The sequence below is a fragment of the Natronobeatus ordinarius genome (assembly GCF_024362485.1).
Taxonomy (GTDB): Archaea; Halobacteriota; Halobacteria; order Halobacteriales; family Natrialbaceae; genus Natronobeatus; species Natronobeatus ordinarius.
In genome coordinates this window covers 3,519,193-3,536,184 of record NZ_CP101456.1, presented here as the reverse complement: position 1 = coordinate 3,536,184, position 16,992 = coordinate 3,519,193, and the positions used below count along the sequence as shown (strand labels likewise).

The 16,992-nt window shown below is 55.2% G+C and carries 14 protein-coding genes and 3 pseudogenes; 8 read left to right on the top strand and 9 right to left on the bottom strand.

Annotated elements, in window-relative coordinates:
• The first annotated feature begins 14 nt into the window (after window positions 1–14).
• The 5 genes from NMQ09_RS17865 (at window position 15) to NMQ09_RS17845 (ending at window position 4,248) form a co-directional block, all read left to right on the top strand.
• Window positions 15–296 carry a PadR family transcriptional regulator gene (locus NMQ09_RS17865; protein WP_255191935.1) on the top strand — a complete coding sequence of 94 codons (282 nt, stop codon included), beginning with the start codon at window positions 15–17 and terminating at the stop codon, window positions 294–296.
• A gap of 143 nt (window positions 297–439) precedes the next feature.
• Window positions 440–1,378 (top strand): ArdC-like ssDNA-binding domain-containing protein, encoded by a 939-nt coding sequence (locus NMQ09_RS17860; RefSeq protein ID WP_255191934.1) that lies wholly within the window; start codon window positions 440–442, stop codon window positions 1,376–1,378.
• A 75-nt stretch (window positions 1,379–1,453) separates the two neighbouring features.
• The gene (locus NMQ09_RS17855) at window positions 1,454–1,975 is read left to right on the top strand and encodes a DUF7342 family protein (RefSeq protein WP_255191933.1); all 522 of its coding nucleotides are present in this window, start codon (window positions 1,454–1,456) and stop codon (window positions 1,973–1,975) included.
• Window positions 1,972–2,535, top strand: a complete 564-nt coding sequence (locus NMQ09_RS17850) for a hypothetical protein (RefSeq protein ID WP_255191932.1) — start codon at window positions 1,972–1,974, stop codon at window positions 2,533–2,535. The genes NMQ09_RS17855 and NMQ09_RS17850 overlap by 4 nt, the downstream gene beginning before the upstream one ends.
• 567 nt (window positions 2,536–3,102) lie before the next feature.
• A complete protein-coding gene (locus tag NMQ09_RS17845; RefSeq protein WP_255191931.1) occupies window positions 3,103–4,248 on the top strand; it encodes a Fic family protein in 1,146 nt (381 codons plus the stop codon).
• A 185-nt stretch (window positions 4,249–4,433) separates the two neighbouring features.
• Here the strand turns inward: NMQ09_RS17845 and NMQ09_RS21240 are convergent.
• The 3 genes and pseudogenes from NMQ09_RS21240 to NMQ09_RS17835 form a co-directional block, all read right to left on the bottom strand.
• Window positions 4,434–4,561 (bottom strand): annotated as a pseudogene (locus NMQ09_RS21240) (DUF8008 family protein); the annotation flags it as partial.
• A gap of 28 nt (window positions 4,562–4,589) precedes the next feature.
• A complete protein-coding gene (locus tag NMQ09_RS17840) occupies window positions 4,590–7,532 on the bottom strand; it encodes a UvrD-helicase domain-containing protein (RefSeq protein ID WP_255191930.1) in 2,943 nt (980 codons plus the stop codon).
• Window positions 7,529–9,949 carry a PD-(D/E)XK nuclease family protein gene (locus tag NMQ09_RS17835; RefSeq protein WP_255191929.1) on the bottom strand — a complete coding sequence of 807 codons (2,421 nt, stop codon included), beginning with the start codon at window positions 9,947–9,949 and terminating at the stop codon, window positions 7,529–7,531. Before NMQ09_RS17835 ends, NMQ09_RS17840 begins: the two co-directional genes overlap by 4 nt.
• A gap of 360 nt (window positions 9,950–10,309) precedes the next feature.
• Here NMQ09_RS17835 and NMQ09_RS17830 point away from each other — a divergent pair, with 360 nt between their 5' ends.
• The 3 genes from NMQ09_RS17830 to NMQ09_RS17820 all read left to right on the top strand — a co-directional run bounded on the left by NMQ09_RS17830 (window position 10,310) and on the right by NMQ09_RS17820 (window position 12,441).
• The gene (locus NMQ09_RS17830; protein WP_255191928.1) at window positions 10,310–11,152 is read left to right on the top strand and encodes a DUF8172 family protein; all 843 of its coding nucleotides are present in this window, start codon (window positions 10,310–10,312) and stop codon (window positions 11,150–11,152) included.
• A 472-nt stretch (window positions 11,153–11,624) separates the two neighbouring features.
• The gene (locus NMQ09_RS17825; RefSeq protein WP_255191927.1) at window positions 11,625–11,849 is read left to right on the top strand and encodes a HalOD1 output domain-containing protein; all 225 of its coding nucleotides are present in this window, start codon (window positions 11,625–11,627) and stop codon (window positions 11,847–11,849) included.
• A 139-nt stretch (window positions 11,850–11,988) separates the two neighbouring features.
• Entirely contained in the window at window positions 11,989–12,441 is a 453-nt protein-coding gene (locus tag NMQ09_RS17820) for a hypothetical protein (protein ID WP_255191926.1), read from the top strand.
• Window positions 12,442–12,515: 74 nt separating this feature from the next.
• Here NMQ09_RS17820 and NMQ09_RS17815 read toward each other — a convergent pair whose 3' ends face one another.
• The 6 genes and pseudogenes from NMQ09_RS17815 to NMQ09_RS17795 all read right to left on the bottom strand — a co-directional run bounded on the left by NMQ09_RS17815 (window position 12,516) and on the right by NMQ09_RS17795 (window position 16,933).
• Complete coding sequence (locus NMQ09_RS17815) at window positions 12,516–13,607, bottom strand: tetratricopeptide repeat protein (protein ID WP_255191925.1); 1,092 nt, start codon at window positions 13,605–13,607, stop codon at window positions 12,516–12,518.
• Between the two features lie 97 nt (window positions 13,608–13,704).
• Window positions 13,705–14,153: pseudogene (locus NMQ09_RS17810) on the bottom strand (HVO_A0114 family putative DNA-binding protein).
• 24 nt (window positions 14,154–14,177) lie between these two features.
• Window positions 14,178–14,571: pseudogene (locus NMQ09_RS21100) on the bottom strand (toxin-antitoxin system TumE family protein).
• A gap of 357 nt (window positions 14,572–14,928) precedes the next feature.
• Window positions 14,929–15,795: a DUF8008 family protein gene (locus NMQ09_RS17805; RefSeq protein WP_255191923.1), complete on the bottom strand. Its 867-nt coding sequence runs from the start codon at window positions 15,793–15,795 to the stop codon at window positions 14,929–14,931.
• Between the two features lie 281 nt (window positions 15,796–16,076).
• Complete coding sequence (locus NMQ09_RS17800; RefSeq protein WP_255191922.1) at window positions 16,077–16,538, bottom strand: hypothetical protein; 462 nt, start codon at window positions 16,536–16,538, stop codon at window positions 16,077–16,079.
• Complete coding sequence (locus NMQ09_RS17795) at window positions 16,535–16,933, bottom strand: hypothetical protein (protein ID WP_255191921.1); 399 nt, start codon at window positions 16,931–16,933, stop codon at window positions 16,535–16,537. The genes NMQ09_RS17800 and NMQ09_RS17795 overlap by 4 nt, the downstream gene beginning before the upstream one ends.
• Between the last annotated feature and the right edge of the window lie 59 nt (window positions 16,934–16,992).

Here is a 16,992-nt window from a genome sequence, read left to right as displayed (position 1 = left end):
TCGAATGCACACCCATGTACGACCTGACCGGGTTTCAACGTGACCTCCTGTACGTGGCTGCTGGACTCGATGAGCCTCACGGACTCGCGATCAAAGATGAACTCGAGGACTACTACGAGAAGGAGATCCACCACGGCCGCCTGTATCCGAATCTTGACACCCTCGTCGATAAAGGACTGATCGAGAAAGGTGAGGCCGACCGTCGGACGAACGTCTATTCCGTGACTCGTCGAGGACGTCGGGAGATCGAAGATCGACGCCGGTGGGAGGAACAGTACGTCGAAGACACGCTGTGATTTTGGTGGAATCCGTTCCCCAAGGCTGCTGAACCTTTTCCTAACTCGTCCACCGTTTCAACGCTGACCGCACGGTAGTGTTTTTGAGACCCGCTGATGGCCAGCGGTCTTCTCGAGTTTGACTCGAGGGACCTGAAGAGAACATGGCTACGAGCAACAGCACCCGGGAAACGTTCGACGATTCGGACACCCGGCACGACGAAATGCACAGTACGATCGAAACGTGGCTCGAGGACCTCGTCTGTGAGGTCGACGATGCGGTCTCGAGCGACCAGTTCAGAGAGTGGCTCGACGTCCAGAGTGAGTTCCACGACTACTCTCCTCGAAACACACTGCTGATCAAGGTCCAGTGTCCGCATGCGACTCGAGTCGCTGGCTACAGAACGTGGCAAAACGAGTTCGATCGATGTGTGAGTAAAGGCGAGAAGGCTATCTGGATCTGGGCGCCGATCATCGCGAGGAAATGCCCCGAGTGTGGAAACTCGTCGTCGTACCACGAACGGAGTGAGTGCGGATACGACGAAACGGAACCCGACGAGTGGAACAAGGGACTCGTCGGCTTTCGACCAGCACCAGTCTTCGACATATCCCAGACTGAGGGAGAGTCACTCCCGGAACTCGAGACCGAGGCAAACGGCACTGCCGACGAACTGGTACCAGCACTCCTCGAGGCAGCGGTTGTCCTTGAGGTAGAGGTTGAGGTCGTATCCCCTCGAAAATGGTCTCACGGCAGCGCCAAAGGCGTCTGTCAGTATCGTCTGGAGAAACGGCCACTCGTCGAGGTCCGTGATCATGAAAACGAGGCTGATCTCGCCGTCACACTCGTTCACGAGTACGCTCATGCACTGCTGCACGGCGGTCTCGATACTGAAGACGAACGGGCAAAGCGTGAACTCGAGGCCGAAGCAGTCGGCCACATCGTCGGTCGGTACTTTGGGCTGGACACGAGTGGGTCAGCGTTCTACCTCGCCGCGTGGGAGAAGGAGGAACCGGAGACAATTCTTGAGCGGCTCGAGCGGATCAGTTCGGCTTCTCAGGAGATCATCGACGTCGTTGAGGAGGAGATGGACAAAACAAGCTGAAGAGAACTTGGATATGGAGATCATATATCTGCCCTCCAGGCAAGATATATGCACTATACCCTCGAAGAAGGTAGTATGACAAAACGATTAACCTTCCCAAACGATCCGTCAAAACAGTGGGATGCGGATCGGACGACGTTCCAGCGTGTCTACGACATTCTCGTCGGCACGGCGGATCCTGTTTCTGCACAACAGTTCGCAGAGTGGGCTCGCTGTTCTGAGACTGGTGCTCGTCAGGCACTCGAGCAACTTGTCGAGATGGGGATTGCAGAACGAACAGGAACCCGACAAGCTCAGTATCAGCGTAATCCATCCTACTTCCAGTGGAAACGTGTTGAAACGCTTGCACGCGAACACAGCGCAGGTGAGCTTCGTTCGCGTTTGGCAGAACTCATTGAAGCAGACCAGGATCTTCAGGAAACGTATGGGGTCCCTGATTCCGATGCTGTCGTCGTCTCTGATGATCCTGTCGAAGATCACGAAACGCTTCACGACCGGTGGGACGACCTTACAGAATGGCGGACGATTCGCCGAGACATTACGATCTTGAAACGCGCTGTTCAACGGGCCGACTCGTCAAATGAAGGTGACGAATGACGAGTATAAATGGCGGCGCTTCGAGAACAGCATCAATCATTCAGACGATCTGCGATGCTGAAGGGCTCGATGTCACCTTCCGGTTCAAAGGTCCGATCAGCGTTCCTACCGAGAAGTACGATGGCCGGTCGTATCAGAGCGACACGCTCCCGAAGGCGACGATAAACGCAACGATACAGCGTGCCGAGGTCGAACACCTCGAGGGGTTGCTAATGTGCCACGCGGCGATCAAAATGGACGAACTCGAACGCACGGGAATCAACCCGTCAGTCGTGTACACGGAACCCCTGGATGGAAATCCAGAACGCTGTGTAGTCGGAGTTCGAGCTTCAAGAGAGTGGATCGAGGAGTCCGACATCACGATGGAGGAAGCAGAAAGAGCGATCGAAGAAGGCCGCCAAGAGGAGGTGCTTCCTCCGTGGGATGGACGCCCGACAGTCGTTGTTGACGTTGAACGGACAGAAGAGGGTCTTAAGCGTTCATACAACTCCAATTTCCACATTCAGTACGACCCGCCAACTCATGAGATAGGTGAGTTAATCGACGTTCGAGTTAAATGATGGGTGATATTGTGTCTGTGTTGAGACTAACTGTGAACTGTGCGTCGATTGTGGCGTGTATTGGTCACTTCGGGCTGGATACCAGCGGTGACCCTATTTCCACAGGAGTCAGTTACGACTCTATACAAGTTTGAGACACGACCCACTTCTTGGTCCCGAAACGCTATGTGGCGGTATGACTCATCACTGAGTAATGGCTGGCTCTACAGAGAAAACAAGGCGAGTGCCTCGGGGTCGTACGGGAATCTTTGATTTCCGTGACTGAGCGAAGCGGAGCTTTGCGATGTCCGCGAAACCGTCGGTTTCGCTCGATGATGAGAATCGGAGATTCTCGAACCACTTGACCCCGAGGCGGCTCATCGAGACCGAGACACAGAATGCGAAGTGCACGATCTCGAAGACACCCTTCGTATACCTACTTATATATTGAATGCACGAAAAGAGCGTATTGAACTTCGCACGTATACTATTGCAGCCCCGTTTTCACAGCGCGATTCATTCTCGAGCCCTTCGTATACTGACTATAAAAATACCTAAATCAATGGGGGTGTAGGTACTACCACCGAGATGCCAACGAGAAAGCTTCCAGATAGCGCCCCAGGAAAATACGTACCCTACCATCCAAACCCATACTATTCACCGGAGGCGCTCCCAATAGAGCCAAAGCTCGAGATCTCTGATCAGACGCATGATCTCGTGGCCGATGCCGCGTATCAGATCGGCCGTGTTGACGGCATTAGCTCAACAGTTGACTTCTCAGCAGTTCTCTATACCTCTCTTATTCGCATTGAGGCCGTCGAATCCGCACGCATCGAAGGAGCAGATGTCGCACTTCAAGATCTCGAGGCGTATCACACACAACACACCGCTGGTGAGACAGAGACAACGGTTGAGAAAGATCTGAAAGAGGCTCTCAATTACGAGAATGCGCTAACCTATGGCCTCGATCAGATTGAGAACGGAGAGTCGATAACACTCTCGCTCATCAAGGACCTCCATTCGATATTGCTCGAGGACGTCCGTAACGATGGTGAGGTCGTTGGTGACTTTCGCGACCACATGGTGCATCTAGCGAGTCCACGGTCTGGCCAACGTCCGTTCGTCCCACCAACCCCGGAAGTGCTCGCTGGACTCATGCAGTCACTCGAGTCGTACATCCAGATGGGTGGACAGTCCCATCCGCTCATCGATGCTGCGATAATCCACTACTTCTTCGAGACAGTCCATCCATTTTCGGACGGAAACGGTCGGCTTGGTCGACTCCTGATTATCCTCTACCTGGCGAGTGAGGGATATCTCGAGAGTCCATACATTTACCCAAGCGCATACTTCAATCGGCACAAAGTCGAGTACGTCGAACGGATGCGTGCGGTGAGTGAGGAGGGGGAGTGGGAAGAATGGTTTACGTTCTTCCTCGAGGGGCTTCGAAGTCAAGCCGAGAATTCATACGGTCGAACTCATCAACTTCGTGAACTCCAAGAGCGATATGAGACGGAGTATTCAGGCACCACGAACACGGACGAATTCGCCCGACAGTTGCTCCAGTACCCCTACTTCAGAGCCCCAGATCTTCTGGAGTATCTCGATGTCTCGCGCCGGACCGCGTACAAGATCGTCGATGACCTCGAAGAGGATGGCCTCATCGAGGAAGTGACTGGAAAGCAACGCGGGAAAGAGTACAAGGCAGTCGACGTGTTCGACATTCTCGAGTGAGCTGTCAGGAAGTTTCGTTCACTGGAGGACGCGAGTAAGGCGAGACACAAGCCGGCGTTAACGCCGATGGTGGATTTGGGTGGGTCAAGTACCATCGACGAGAGCGTCGCTCGTCGACGAGGTGCACGGCGAAAATCCCTTCGTAGCTCTACCTTGTGACCAGAAGCACTTAAAGAGAAGTCAGTGTCGACGTCGTCCATTAGTAGGACTCGTCGTTCGGTGTACTCGAGGCCGTTCTTCGGCTGGACCTTCTTTGTCACTGCCAGGCGGCCTTCGAGAGCTCGAGCACCGCGTCGGCAGTCCGCGAGACGAGTCAAAAGGACATCGACGAAATTGGACAATCACTCAAGTGAAACTTCTTGCACTTCCTCAGGGAAGATCGCCTCACGCTCAATTGCGGATGTTGTCATTTCCTGTAGATCTTCGAGCGTGAGCGGCGATACTTCTACGCGCTCGTTATCGGCAGTATAGAAGACACTGATCGAGATAGTGCGGTCTGGGTACTGCTCGGCTGCAACGTGATAATAGACGCTAATCTGTTTCCTGTATTCGGCCTCTGCATGGCGGGAGAGGTCCGTCTTGTAGTCGATAATCTGGATCCGGTCTGGCGCGATTACGAGTAAATCGATAATGCCGACGAGGGTAACCTGTGGATCCAAATCCAGGGGAAGGATCGCCGTAACTTCCGGTTTGAATTTCCCGTCGAGCGTATCAAGGAGCGTCGCTACGCGTTCCTGGTCATCATTACTCGGTGAGGGGTCGTTCCCTCGTGCGTACTCCTCAGCGAATTCGTGAAGCGCGTCCCCGAACTCCGTCCCTCGTCCTTCCGTGACCTCTTCGTACACGCTATCATCCATGATGTCGTGGACGCTCATCCGCCGAGGCTTCGTTCGTTCGGGGGGCGTGATTGAAAACGGCACCTCGTCCTCTCGATATTCGGTTTCGGTGTCGACGGATGGTTCAAGTTCGATCGGCTCGAGCGGGAGTTCGGTGAAGAACGGACTTGGCGAGTCACCAGCTGTGAGGAACAGATGTCGCTTCGCTCGAGTCACCGCAACGTAGAAGAGTCGACGCTCTTCATCGTATTTCGATGGCAAACAGCCGGTGAGAAGATCGTACGGCCAGTGTTTGTGGACGTAGGGTCGACCGCTCGCCTCGCTGTAGATGGATCGTTGTCTGAGCCCGATCGGTTCCCGATACTGGATCGTACCTGACGATGGTCGCCCGTAATGCGGGAATGCTCGCCGATTCATGTTCGCACAGAATACGATCGGGTATTCCAATCCTTTCGCACTGTGTATCGTCTGAAGCGTGACGGAATCCTCGCCCGGGCTCGAATCTATTTCGATCGTGGATCCGGCCTCAAGGTGTTCCTCTATGTAGGTGATTGCCTCGCCCCGGGTTGCAAGTGTCGTCTCATGCATACCCGTGAGTTCACCGAGTAAGCCGTTTGCATACGCTCCGTCGTACCCGTATTCGTCGAAGACAATTCGGGCAAACCCGCCGATGGTCTCACACTCGCGCAAGGAGTCCCGAAACGTAACCATTGCGTCGGGATACTGTTCGGCCTCGAGGATCTCACGAGCGTGCGAGAGTGTGTATCCAGCTTCTTCCAGAACGGTCGCCCACCCTCGTTGATCGTTCGATTCGCAAATCCGAAGCCATGCTAACAGAAGCTTCGCCTGATCGGTATCGAATAACTCCACCCCACCTTCGTACGCGATCGGAATACCGTACTCGTCTGCCTTCTCGAGGAAGTCACGAGCAAACGATCGAGTTCGAGTAAAGACGGCGATATCGCTATACGATGGGGCACCGAGCCGTTCTCGTTCAGCAGCTGCTTGCTCCTCCACAGACATCTCTGCTGTCGAGGCTGGTTCGTCCCGTACCTCGACGCTGTAGTCCTCGTTTCCGACGACATGCTGTATTCGGTCGAGGAGCAGTTCGAGTTCATCTTCGTTGGTAACCGCCTGAATGTTGCTGTTATCAACGCGGCTCGTGGCCTCGAGTGGCGTGATCTCGCTCTCTATTTCCTCTGCATTCAGGGACTCACTGTTCGTTGCTGGGGTTGTCAACGTCTCCGTCGCCAGCGAGAGAATCGATTCCGTAGATCGGTAGTTCTTCTTCAGTGGTATCGTCTCGACCTCGTCGACGGCATACTGGACTCGAGTCTCGTCCCGATTCAATTCCGCCTTGTATCGCGAGATTCGCTCCTCGAAATTCTGAATGTTTTCGACCGTGGTATACTGGAATCCGTAGATACTCTGTTTCCAATCTCCGACGACGCAGATGTTATTTTCACCAGCAAGGAGCAGCGTGAGCTTGAATTGTAACTCGTTGGTATCCTGGAATTCGTCGACCATGACGTACTGGTGGCGAACCCGTTCGCGAACCGCCGCATCCTCACACAGCATCACGAACGCCATCGCGAGCATGAGTCCCTGCGTGAGGTAGTTGCGCTCGAGCGCATACTCGAGGTACTCGAAATAGACGTCGTGTACAAAGGCAAGTAAGTCCTCCCGGTCCTCGTCGAAGGCCTGCTCGACAGGTTCAGTGTGAAGCTGTGGGTACCCGACGATCTCGTCGGCTGTCGGTGCATCGGGAACGTATTCAGTTGCATCCCACCCACTTACTGACGAACGTGCATCGGATTGTGTGGGACCGTTTGCCCCCTCGTTGGGTTGATTCTCCCGTTCGACAAGATCCATGAACGCCTCCCGGTCACCGAAAAGCGGGGTGCCGGTATCTCGGTACCAGCCGTCGCGTTCAGGGATTACGCCTTTCGCAGCGAGTTCGGCGATCAACGAGCGCAGAGTACTGGGATCGTTCAGCGCTGCGAAAAGGTGCTCGTATTCGGGGTGACGGTCTTCGAAACGAGTGATAAACGTATTGAACAGCTCTCCCTCCCGAATCCCATCCTCGATCAATTCGAGTGATTGTGGAATCTGGTCGTCAATCCCGATTTCGGCCGGGATTTCGTGCCCATAGCGTCGAAGCAGCTGATAACAGTAGCCGTGAAACGTACTAATCGGGGCGTCCTGTAACTGGACGGGGTCGTATGGGGACTGGCGAGCGATCCGATCGGCCATCTCTGCAGCAGCATTCCGCGTGAAGGTGGCCAAAAGGACGTCCTCTGGTTCGATGTCCGGTTTCTCGAGGATGTTGGCATACCGGTGCGTTACGGTGAACGTCTTGCCCGTCCCCGCGCCGGCATCGACGAGATAAATCCCGTCGGTATGTTCAATCAGTGTTTCTTGCTCCCGATTTGGTGAGATTTCAGTCATCGGTCTGTGAGTATGAGGTCTCGATGATCGACGCGGTCCCAAGTCGGTCCGTCCTCCCGATAGGCTACCGGGAACCGACTGTTTCGATACTCGTTCAGGGCCTCGAGTTGCTCGTCGACGAACGCCTCGAACGCATCGAGGTCCGATTGCAGGACGTATCCGGTCGGTACATCGTCAAGATCCTCGATCACCTTCTCGCAGCCTTGACGGACGTACTTGTATTCGCCAACGCGCTCCTGGGCATAGGCGACGAACTCCTCGGTGATCGTCGCCCGTTGTTCGGGATCGTCTCCAGCTCGGGGAAGCTCGTGAGTCTCGAAAAAGTCCCTGTAGGCTTCGTACCCGAGCGGGTGCAACGCCCGACACCGCTTGTTCGAATCGGCATAATCAGTTACACTCTCGAAGGTATCTCGGCTCGCGACGAACTCGCTAAACGTCGCTGGAACGTAGGTGATCGTCGTAACAAGATCTGCTAGATCGGGCGGTGATCCCGTGAGGGCTTCATCGACCCCGTCGAGCAGATGGATGAAATGGAGTTCGAGGCGCTCATCCGGCCGTTCCTCTCGATGTTTGGCGAGATAGACGAGTGCCTGAAAATTGGGGTACTCATCGACCGGATCGATCGATGCCGCCTCGAGTATGTCCGAAGCGTCCTTTTTGTTCCCGGTCTTGTAATCGACGATCGAGGTTTCGCTCTGGACCAAATCGACGTACCCGTGAACTCCGATCGACGGCGATGCGAACCAGCGTTCTGTTAGCTGTGAGTCACACTCGACACCGAGTTCGGTAGCGAGTTCGTTTTCGTGGTCCCGGTGATCGTAGGTTTCGTAGCTTCCTTCCGCCGGCGGGTTTTCGTCCAGATACGCCGTGATCGCATCGAGTCCAACCTCCAAATACGTTCGCTGGACGGCTTGCTTCGAGTCACCTAGGTATGGGTTCAACCGCTCACACATCGCGTCAAGCACGCGACCACGCTGGTCCTCTAGTATCGATGGATCGGAAACGTAAATCTCAGCGGCCTCGTGGAGAAGCGTTCCGCGAACCATGTGAACTGACGACGGCGATTGGACCAATCGATCGAAGTACGCATCTCGAGGCGAATTTGTGAGGGCTTTCAGTCGGGATTGACTAATCGTCTCTATGCGTTGGGGTGGTGTCGGGGGATCGTCTGGTTCAGGAAACGGCGACGTCAGAGATGAGGTCGTGTGTCCGCCGTATTGTGTATGTGGAAGATCACCGAATGAGTCAAACGGCTCGTCACGGAGTCGCCGCAGATACACACACGGAGTCACGTCGCTGCCGGCCTGCGTCTCTTGGACGAAATAGTACCGTTGTGTCCCGTTCTGGAGCAATCGCTCGAATCGCTCGAGGTCGCGTTCTAAGTATGCTTCCCGGTCAATCCAGGGATAGTCTGGTGGGCTCTGTGCCCACTCCGGGCCCAGACCGACGTAGAAAACGACAGGCCGGTCAACGTATGCTGTGGACGTCGCATCTGCCAAGAGAACCCCATCAGTAGTATCTCCGTCCGTTGGAACAGTGAACGCATCGAGATAGTACCGGAAGCGCGAAACGCGATCTTCTGTTACAATATTGTTAAGTATTCCAAGGTTCTGAAGCTCGCGTCGAAGTTCAGCTAACTGGGTGCCACTGATCGACTCGTACATCGATACGACATCGCGGAACGTTCCTTCGTCGACGGCCTCCTGGAACTCAACGTAGACTCCAAGTTGATCTGGTCCAAGTGAATCCACCCGTTGTTCTTCTATATCTCTGGAAAGGTCGATTCCGGCTGTCGTGAGCACCGGCCGAATTTCTGCGACTCGCTGGTCGGATCCCGAAAATGTCGCTTCTAGGAGTCGGAAAAACGCCCGCACATCGTCATCGTCCTCGAACCCAGGTCCACCGCGATAGGGAATTTCTCTTGCCTCGAGGGCAGACTCGATCAACGCGCTATACAGACTCCCCTCGGCAAGAACGATTCCAAATCGATCCGCTGTGTCTGGATCAATCTGGTCGACGATTGCCGAGACGATTGCTGTCGCTGATGGGAAGATGTGTAGCTCGGGGAAGGGAACATGAGTCTCGCCCAGCGACGAATAGGTCTCGTACCCATCAGAAGGGAGGAGTTTTCGGTCGAGATCGGACAGATGAGCTTCGTCAATTACCGCAATCTCTTGCTCCGATGAGAGCGTCGTGCGCTCGATAGCCCGATAGCTGCTCTCGAGTTCTCCCAGCATCCCGACCACTGATTGGATAGTGAGGTTGTTGAACTCAGGATACTCGAGTATCTGTTCACGGTCGCCCGTCGCTGTCCAACAATCGATACACAGCTCGAGTGCTCTCACTGCTTGCTTCCACGAGAGATCCGTCTGTGCGACGATTTCGAAAAAGAGCGGTCGGATGTCATCGGGAAACATCTCCTGGACGGCATAGCTTCGCGGTGTAGCCGACAACCGGCCGATTCGAGGGCTTTGCACCCGGTTATCGAGTGCGAGTGCAAGGGGTGCTTCACCAGTAAGCGCAATGTCGCACTCAGCAACCCTCGAATAGAGCTGATCGATTGACCGTGCTTCTCGTAATGGCACAGTTTAAGAAGTAAGTCAGTTTACTTGAACCTAGCTAATTTTAGATATGTTAGCACGAGGTATAGGGGGTTATCGACGCCGTTGAGAAGTTGCTTTACCATGACTGTTAGCGAATTTTCATATGTCCCTTCTTTTGGTCTTCTCTGGGCCAAAAAATAGTTACTATGTTCCTCCGGAACGTTCCCGAGTTTAATGACCGGTATCGTCCACTACCACCACCCCGACGACGAGCAATATTCACTCGCGTACGTTACGCTCGATCACGACGAGATTGACCCCGACGATGGGAAAGTCGAAACCTACCAACTCGAGGAAACGGTACACGTCCTCTACACCAACTCCGGGGCGAGTGGAACGGTCGACGATATCACCGAGGATTTTGAAGCGATACTGGACGCAATGGACGAATCAGACCGGCTTGTGACGATGCGAATTCTCCAGACGTTCGAAGGTGTCCTTGAAGCCACGGAACTCGAGGAAGGAGAGAAACTCGAGATCTACAAGCAGATCGACGTTGGTCGAATTCCAACTGCACTTGAGCACGTCGATTGGTCGAGATCGGTAGCCGAGGTCGCAGGGCAGTTGATGTCATCACTCATTTTGGCCCACCCGCTTCCAAACGCCAATCATCGAACCTCGATCGCATTCGCCGAGTGGTACCTCGAGAGTGCCGAGCCGTCGTTTTCGCTCCCGAAGTTGGCGACCGAGAGCTACGACTGGCAGAAGTGGGTTGACCCGTACATCGTCGACTCGAAGCGACTGCTCACCGTTCGACGAAACACAACCCCGTTCAGACTGCTCGATGAGTGGGGCTGTGAGATCGTGTTGCGAAAAGGTGAAATTGAAATCGAGCTCTCGGAGTACAACCTCGAGCTGCCACAGTCAGAAGCCCTGTCGACGTATGCGGCACATCATATCGAACTTTGTACCGAGTTCATGATCGAGTCACTGACGCGAGCTGGAGCGTCGCATCTGCGTTCTGAGGATGGGCTCGACAAACAGGAGTTCCTCGAGTATCTGGAAACCTGCGAGTAAGACTCGAGCGTTAGTCCCGCAGCTGGGCAACGGTTCGGCCGAGTTCTCGAGCACGTTCGCTCTCGGAGATGTCATACCGTTCTTCCAGCGACCGAAGTTGTTCTTCGAATTCCATGGTGGTACGGGGGTGTGCTCCTCTGTAAATAGATAGTGCGCCGTCGAATAAGTAAGTTTTCGTGCTCAAGCGCTCACTGTGAGAACCGCCATTGTACGATCGGTGTGTGAATCGTTTCAGTTGTTACTATAGTGATAATCAGCGGTACAGGTTCTTGGGGAAACTGCCGTCATGAGAGACTTCCTGCTATAGTACTCGTTGAAACGATTTACCCCCGGTCACAGCCGAGCGGGCAGCCTCGGCCTTGTTGGCGAGGCTGCCCGCCAACGGTCGTGACTGGGTGTGCAATGACTTTCAACGGTTACTATAGTTCGACTGCGGAGGAGATCATCGACATCGTCGAGAAGGTGATAGGCGATGAGTGACGAGCACGGGCCGCTTCTGCTCGAGATCGTTCATGCGCTCGAAGCGCAGGGGCTCGCTCGTGACGAGTACCAACTGCAGCGGGTGATCGATGTTGAAGCCCTCGAGCGGATCGTAGACTCGACGAGTCCACAGACTGATCTCGAGATTCGGTTCTCGGTTGGTGAGCTCCGTGTGGTAGTGACACTATCCAATGTGACTGTAATCAGGGCGTCGTAGCGGGGACGCTCACCGGGTAGGACCTACAGTCAGTCCAATTTCTCAGTGGCCGCACGGTGCGGTTTATCTTTTAGCCATATTTATTATTCCCAAGATGTCACACCGAAAGCGTTTATGTCAGTAAGTGTGTATTACAGATATGGATCTGAATATGACTCGGAGAAAAGCTCTCATGATGATGGGTAGCGGAGGAGCAATATTGAATGCGGGTTGTCTCTCCATCACTTCTGAGCAACCCGGACCTATTGATTTCGAATTATTGAACTTCACTGAACAAACTCATTTGGTTGATGTTCTAATCCGGGATACAGAAGGGAATATTGTGTTAGAGGAAGAGTATGAAATTAGTGATCGAATTCCAGAAAAAGGAGCAAATATGATTCAAGAAAAGGGGTTCGTAGAGGCCACTAATACCGACACCTTTGATGTAATAGTCTATCTGTCTGAAGAAGCTTCAGAAGAAAGTACTTTTCAAATTTCCTGCAATAAAGAAGGCACACGGGATGTCTTTTATGCTGAAATACGAGAGACATCTAACGGACGCGATACTTATATTGAGTTTCAGCAATCGTATTGTAGTAGCGGTCAATAATTACTTAAACGGAGTGTGCTCCACTACAAACAGATGGGGCGTCGTCGAATAAGGAAGTTCTTGTGCTCAAGCGCTCACTCTGGGTTGGACGCCCCCATGTCAGATAGTCGACTCTCCACTTCCCCACAGCGCTCGGCTACTATTGACGCACCCTCCAGAGGACCGTCGGCGTCCAGTGCCGCTCGGTACAGTTCTGCAGTACGTTCCATCTCCTCTCTGGTTAGTTCGTCTGGGTCTTCGAGCCAGTAGCTATCAGCGAGCTTCTTGTACGCCCAGGGATCCTCGGGATACTCCTCGATGAGTAACCCGAGTTCGGCCCTGCTTTCGTTGGTTCTATCCAGCTCTGCGAGCGAGTCGGCGACGAAGTGGCGAAAGTCAAGGAGGAACTCGTCGGGTGCATCCGGGAACTGTTCACAAACTTCCCGACAGAACTCGAGTCGGTGCTCGTGATATGCTGGATCCTCTTGCGCGGCGGTGGCAAGGTCGCTGTCAAGCGATCGAATGAAAGCCTCGAGCGAGAGAAACGACGGCAATTTTCGGTCTGCCTCGTCAATGGTCGTGATTTCGTCAGGTGTTACGGCGACGATGTACTCCCAGGCAGTTAACCACTGATCACAAGCCTCAGCACGGTTTTCTTTCTCACGGAGGTCACGCCCCTCCTGGACGAACTCGTAGATCCGTTCTTTGTTTGGAACGTCAGGTGCCCAGCGCTCCCAGAGTACTTCTGCCGCCATCCAGATAAAGTCCTGATCGTAGCCCGTGGCGTCAACCTCGTATTCAGCTTCCCACTGCTCAGAGAGTGTCGTCGCCGAGCTGAGGTCTTCGGTTCTGTTCCGGAACGCCGTCTCGCTCGTTTCGATGCCGTGCTCAGCGAGTTTTTCCACAATTTCGTCCGTCGAGAGCGCTTCGACATCGCTGAGTTCCCACGCATCATCGGGGTAGATATCGCTTGATGTATCGGCTGTTCGTAGCTCACGTTGAGCGGGTTGACCAGCTTCCTGGTGTTCTTCGTGGTTACTCTCGTCTAATCCGTGTTCGTCGACGTATTGCTCGACACGCTTCCGGTCAATCCGACTGAGTTCGTCTCGTTCATGGGCTTTGTAGAGATGCTCACGGATTTCAGACTCCTCCGCGAAGGTTTGCTCACAGTAGCGACACTCAATCATTACTCGAGAGCTACGTGTGCGGGTAGAAAAAACAACAGGTGTGGACAGGACGTATGTGCCAGAGCAACGGGGAAGTACGTAGCCTGCGACGTCACCTTCACGGTGCGGCGGCTGCCGTGTCGCCAGCCTGTGGATCGAACGGGAGGTTGATGACGAGTTCATTGAACCAGACGACTGGACGCTTACTCTGCCCGTCTTCCTCGAAGAAGATGATGCCCAACTGGGCGAGCCGGCTGAGTTCCTCGTGGACGTTCTTGACGTCCCGGTCAACAACCCGTGCGGTCTCGTTAATGCTGGATGGCTCTTCCCGGCGGATGGCTTCGATAAGATCGAGAACGCGCGGCGTCAGCGTCTCCATGAGCTCGTCGTAGCTGGTGAACGAGAGCGTCGGCGGGGAATCCACCGCGTCGCCTCGCTCGAGCGCCTTGATTCCACGGTGACATCGTCGTGGAACTCACTGGACGACTTGACAGTCACGACGAGGGTTGATTCGGCCCGAAGCTGTTCGCGCTCCATCGGGTGCAGCGGCGGCGTAGTGTCGTTCATGGGTATCACCGTAGTGTGGTGGCCTCACTTGACCTCGAACTCGGATTTCGGGATCTCGCTCCAGAATCGTTCCCAGAGTTCGACCATTCCGGGGAACTCGATTATGTCTGGGTCAGGGTCCGGTGCGACATGCAGTTCGTGCCCTTTGGTGTCCTCGTGTGAGTTGTCGTCTCGAAACGGCTAGCCGTTTCGATGAGTCGTCGAAAATCCGGAGATTTTCGAGATACCGACGAATCGTCCCATCGTCAAGTGTTTGGGTCGGGTCCGGCTCCGTCACACCGTAGTGGAGTTTGTAGGCCCACCCAGACGAGTACGCGTCACGGTCTGTCTGCATGCAAAACACGCGGACAACGGTCCCGTCGGGATACTTCCTCACCTCACTCACACCATCGAGATCGTCGTCGGTCAGTGAGGCCATCCTCGCCTATTGGTATGTGGGCCAATGCCACAAGGGCATTGGTCGAGGGGCCAATAGTAGTTCGCTCTTGAGTAGTGGAAGAGAAGCACTGAGAAGCATTCTTGAAACTGCGCTATGACTCACTAACAGTCTTCGCCACAAGAGCGTATCATACTGTTTCCGGAGACAGCTGACGTCTTCAGACACACCTGCACTAGAGTCACTCGAGTAAGACCGACGACGACCGATCGAGTGACGTACACACAAGTAGCCGTACCGAGCAAACCACCGCTTTCGTGCAGGGTTTCAGTATGGCGTGGAGAGTGCAGCCCTTCTCAGGGGTTGTGAGTGGCTTGGAGACACCCTCGAGTGTGGACGTCAGGTGTCTCCGGTCTCGAGGCCCTCACCTGGAATATCGGCGTCGTCCATCAGCAGAACACGGCGCTCGGTGTACTCGAGGCCGTTCTTTCGTTGCCGCCTCTTTTTCACAGCCAGACGGCTCTTCGAGAGCTCGAGCAACGCGTCGATCGTCCTCGAGACCAACTTCTTCGCATAGGAATCACTGACGCCCGTCTCCTGGCGACGGATCCAGTGTTTCATATCGCCGGCACTGACGTACTCGCGAACGCCAGCGCTCCCTTTCCGCCAGGGGTTGTCACCAACCGTCGAGTCGACACGCGCCTTCCAGAGCTTTGCAGCGAGCCGTGACGGCAGTGAGGACGTCGTTGCACGGAGCATATCCTCGTCCATCTTTGCGAGTTGCTGAATCGGGAGCAGATCTGCATGCGATAGAGCGACGTTACCCCCACGCTCGAGTGGGTCGTCACTCTCGGGGAGACGGAAGTAGCGCTGCCCGTCGTCTTTGCAGATACGCTCGAGGCGGCCATCCACGACGTCGATCTCGCCTTCGTCGACGTGATCCTCGAGGAGATGCGCCCCCTTCTCGAGTTCTCGCGCCTGGAGTTCGCCGACGCGGTCTTTGTTCGCGTTGAGTTTCTTCTCGTGGGCGTCCAGGCGTGCCTCGATGGGCGTCTGGGTTTCCTCGAGGGCCTCGAGGTGTTCCTCAAGGTGTTCGTTTTCCAGTCGGGTCTCCTCGAGGGCGGTCTCGAGGTTCGCAATGCGCTCGTCTTTTTGGGTGAGGCCGGACTCAAGGGTACTGACGCGCTCACGAAGCGCCTCGAGTTCGTCGGCGAGTGTCTGGATCGTCTGTGCAGTCGGTGCGGGACAGTCTGGGTTCGTGCTCATGTAGGGTCTGGTTCGGTGGTAGGGTTGGATGACGGAGCTGGCGCTGGCTGTGATCGGAGTCGGGAACGCGGCTGCGGGCAGTAGGCCGGAGACTCGAGGGCTGCCTCGAGGATCTGCAATGGGGCACTCCCCACCATCGCCGTCAGGTCTCTGTGATCGGGACGGCTGACGTCGACTCGGTCGGGGACTGGGAGTAGGCACCTCATCTCGATCGACGAGGCGCGGTCGTGGTCTACTTCATTGGATGGCCAACGCGATCCCGAAGTGGTGTGCTGACTCAGCTATCCACTCTCGGGGTGACGTCGACAGTCATGGTTCGCGAGGTCGTCGAGGGTGTCGAACGGCCTCGAGCAGATGTCGCAGTAGTGGTTCTGGGCAGTGAGAAACGACTCACGCACGTTGCCGCCATCGGGAACGGCTGACTGGCTCCGTGGATCTGGGTCGATCTCACGGGCGGTGTGTTCCTCGAGTCGTCCTCGCACGTGGAGGTCGAACTCGGTAATCGGTTCACGGCCAGTTTCTCGCCACTCGCCAGCACGGCGTTCGTGTTCGATCCGCCAGGCTTCACCACCGGTGTCGGGGACAATCGTCACACGTCGACGGCGACCGGTGATCGACGTGTACTCGAAGACGGCCTCGAGGTCTGTGTGAGTGCTCGAGGTGGTAGTTGTACTCGTGAGTGTGGTTTCGTCGGCTGCCTCGAGGTCGGCGGGGCGGACGTCGTCGTGAGGGATGTTCGTCATCGGTGCGTGCCCTCGAGAATATCATTTCGGACAGCACCAGCGAGTGCACGCTGAAGAGCCCCCGTGATGTCTTTCGGACGTTCGGCCCAGCCACGTTTTGAATCGACGTAGGCCACCCAGTCGCTCAGGTCCTTGTCGTCGTGGAGGTTGAGGTCCTCGATGTGGTTGACGTTTCCGTAGAGGGTGATGCGGTAGATTGCACCGCCGGCCGGGAGCGTCCGTTCGTATGGCTCGTCGGTGACGTAGATCGTGTTCGTGACCTCGTCGACGTGGTGGTAGTAGCCTTCACCGTCGCGGCCGAGATAGCCGTAGTGGTAGTTCGGTCGCTCGAGGACGACGTCTTCGTTCAATGCATCTTCCGTAACGCTTTCGTTCGCGTTGGTTGTAATCGACATTGTCCTAGTCTGAGGACACGGGTCGGGTGCTGGAACACCCGGCCAAGAGTTTTCTCGGC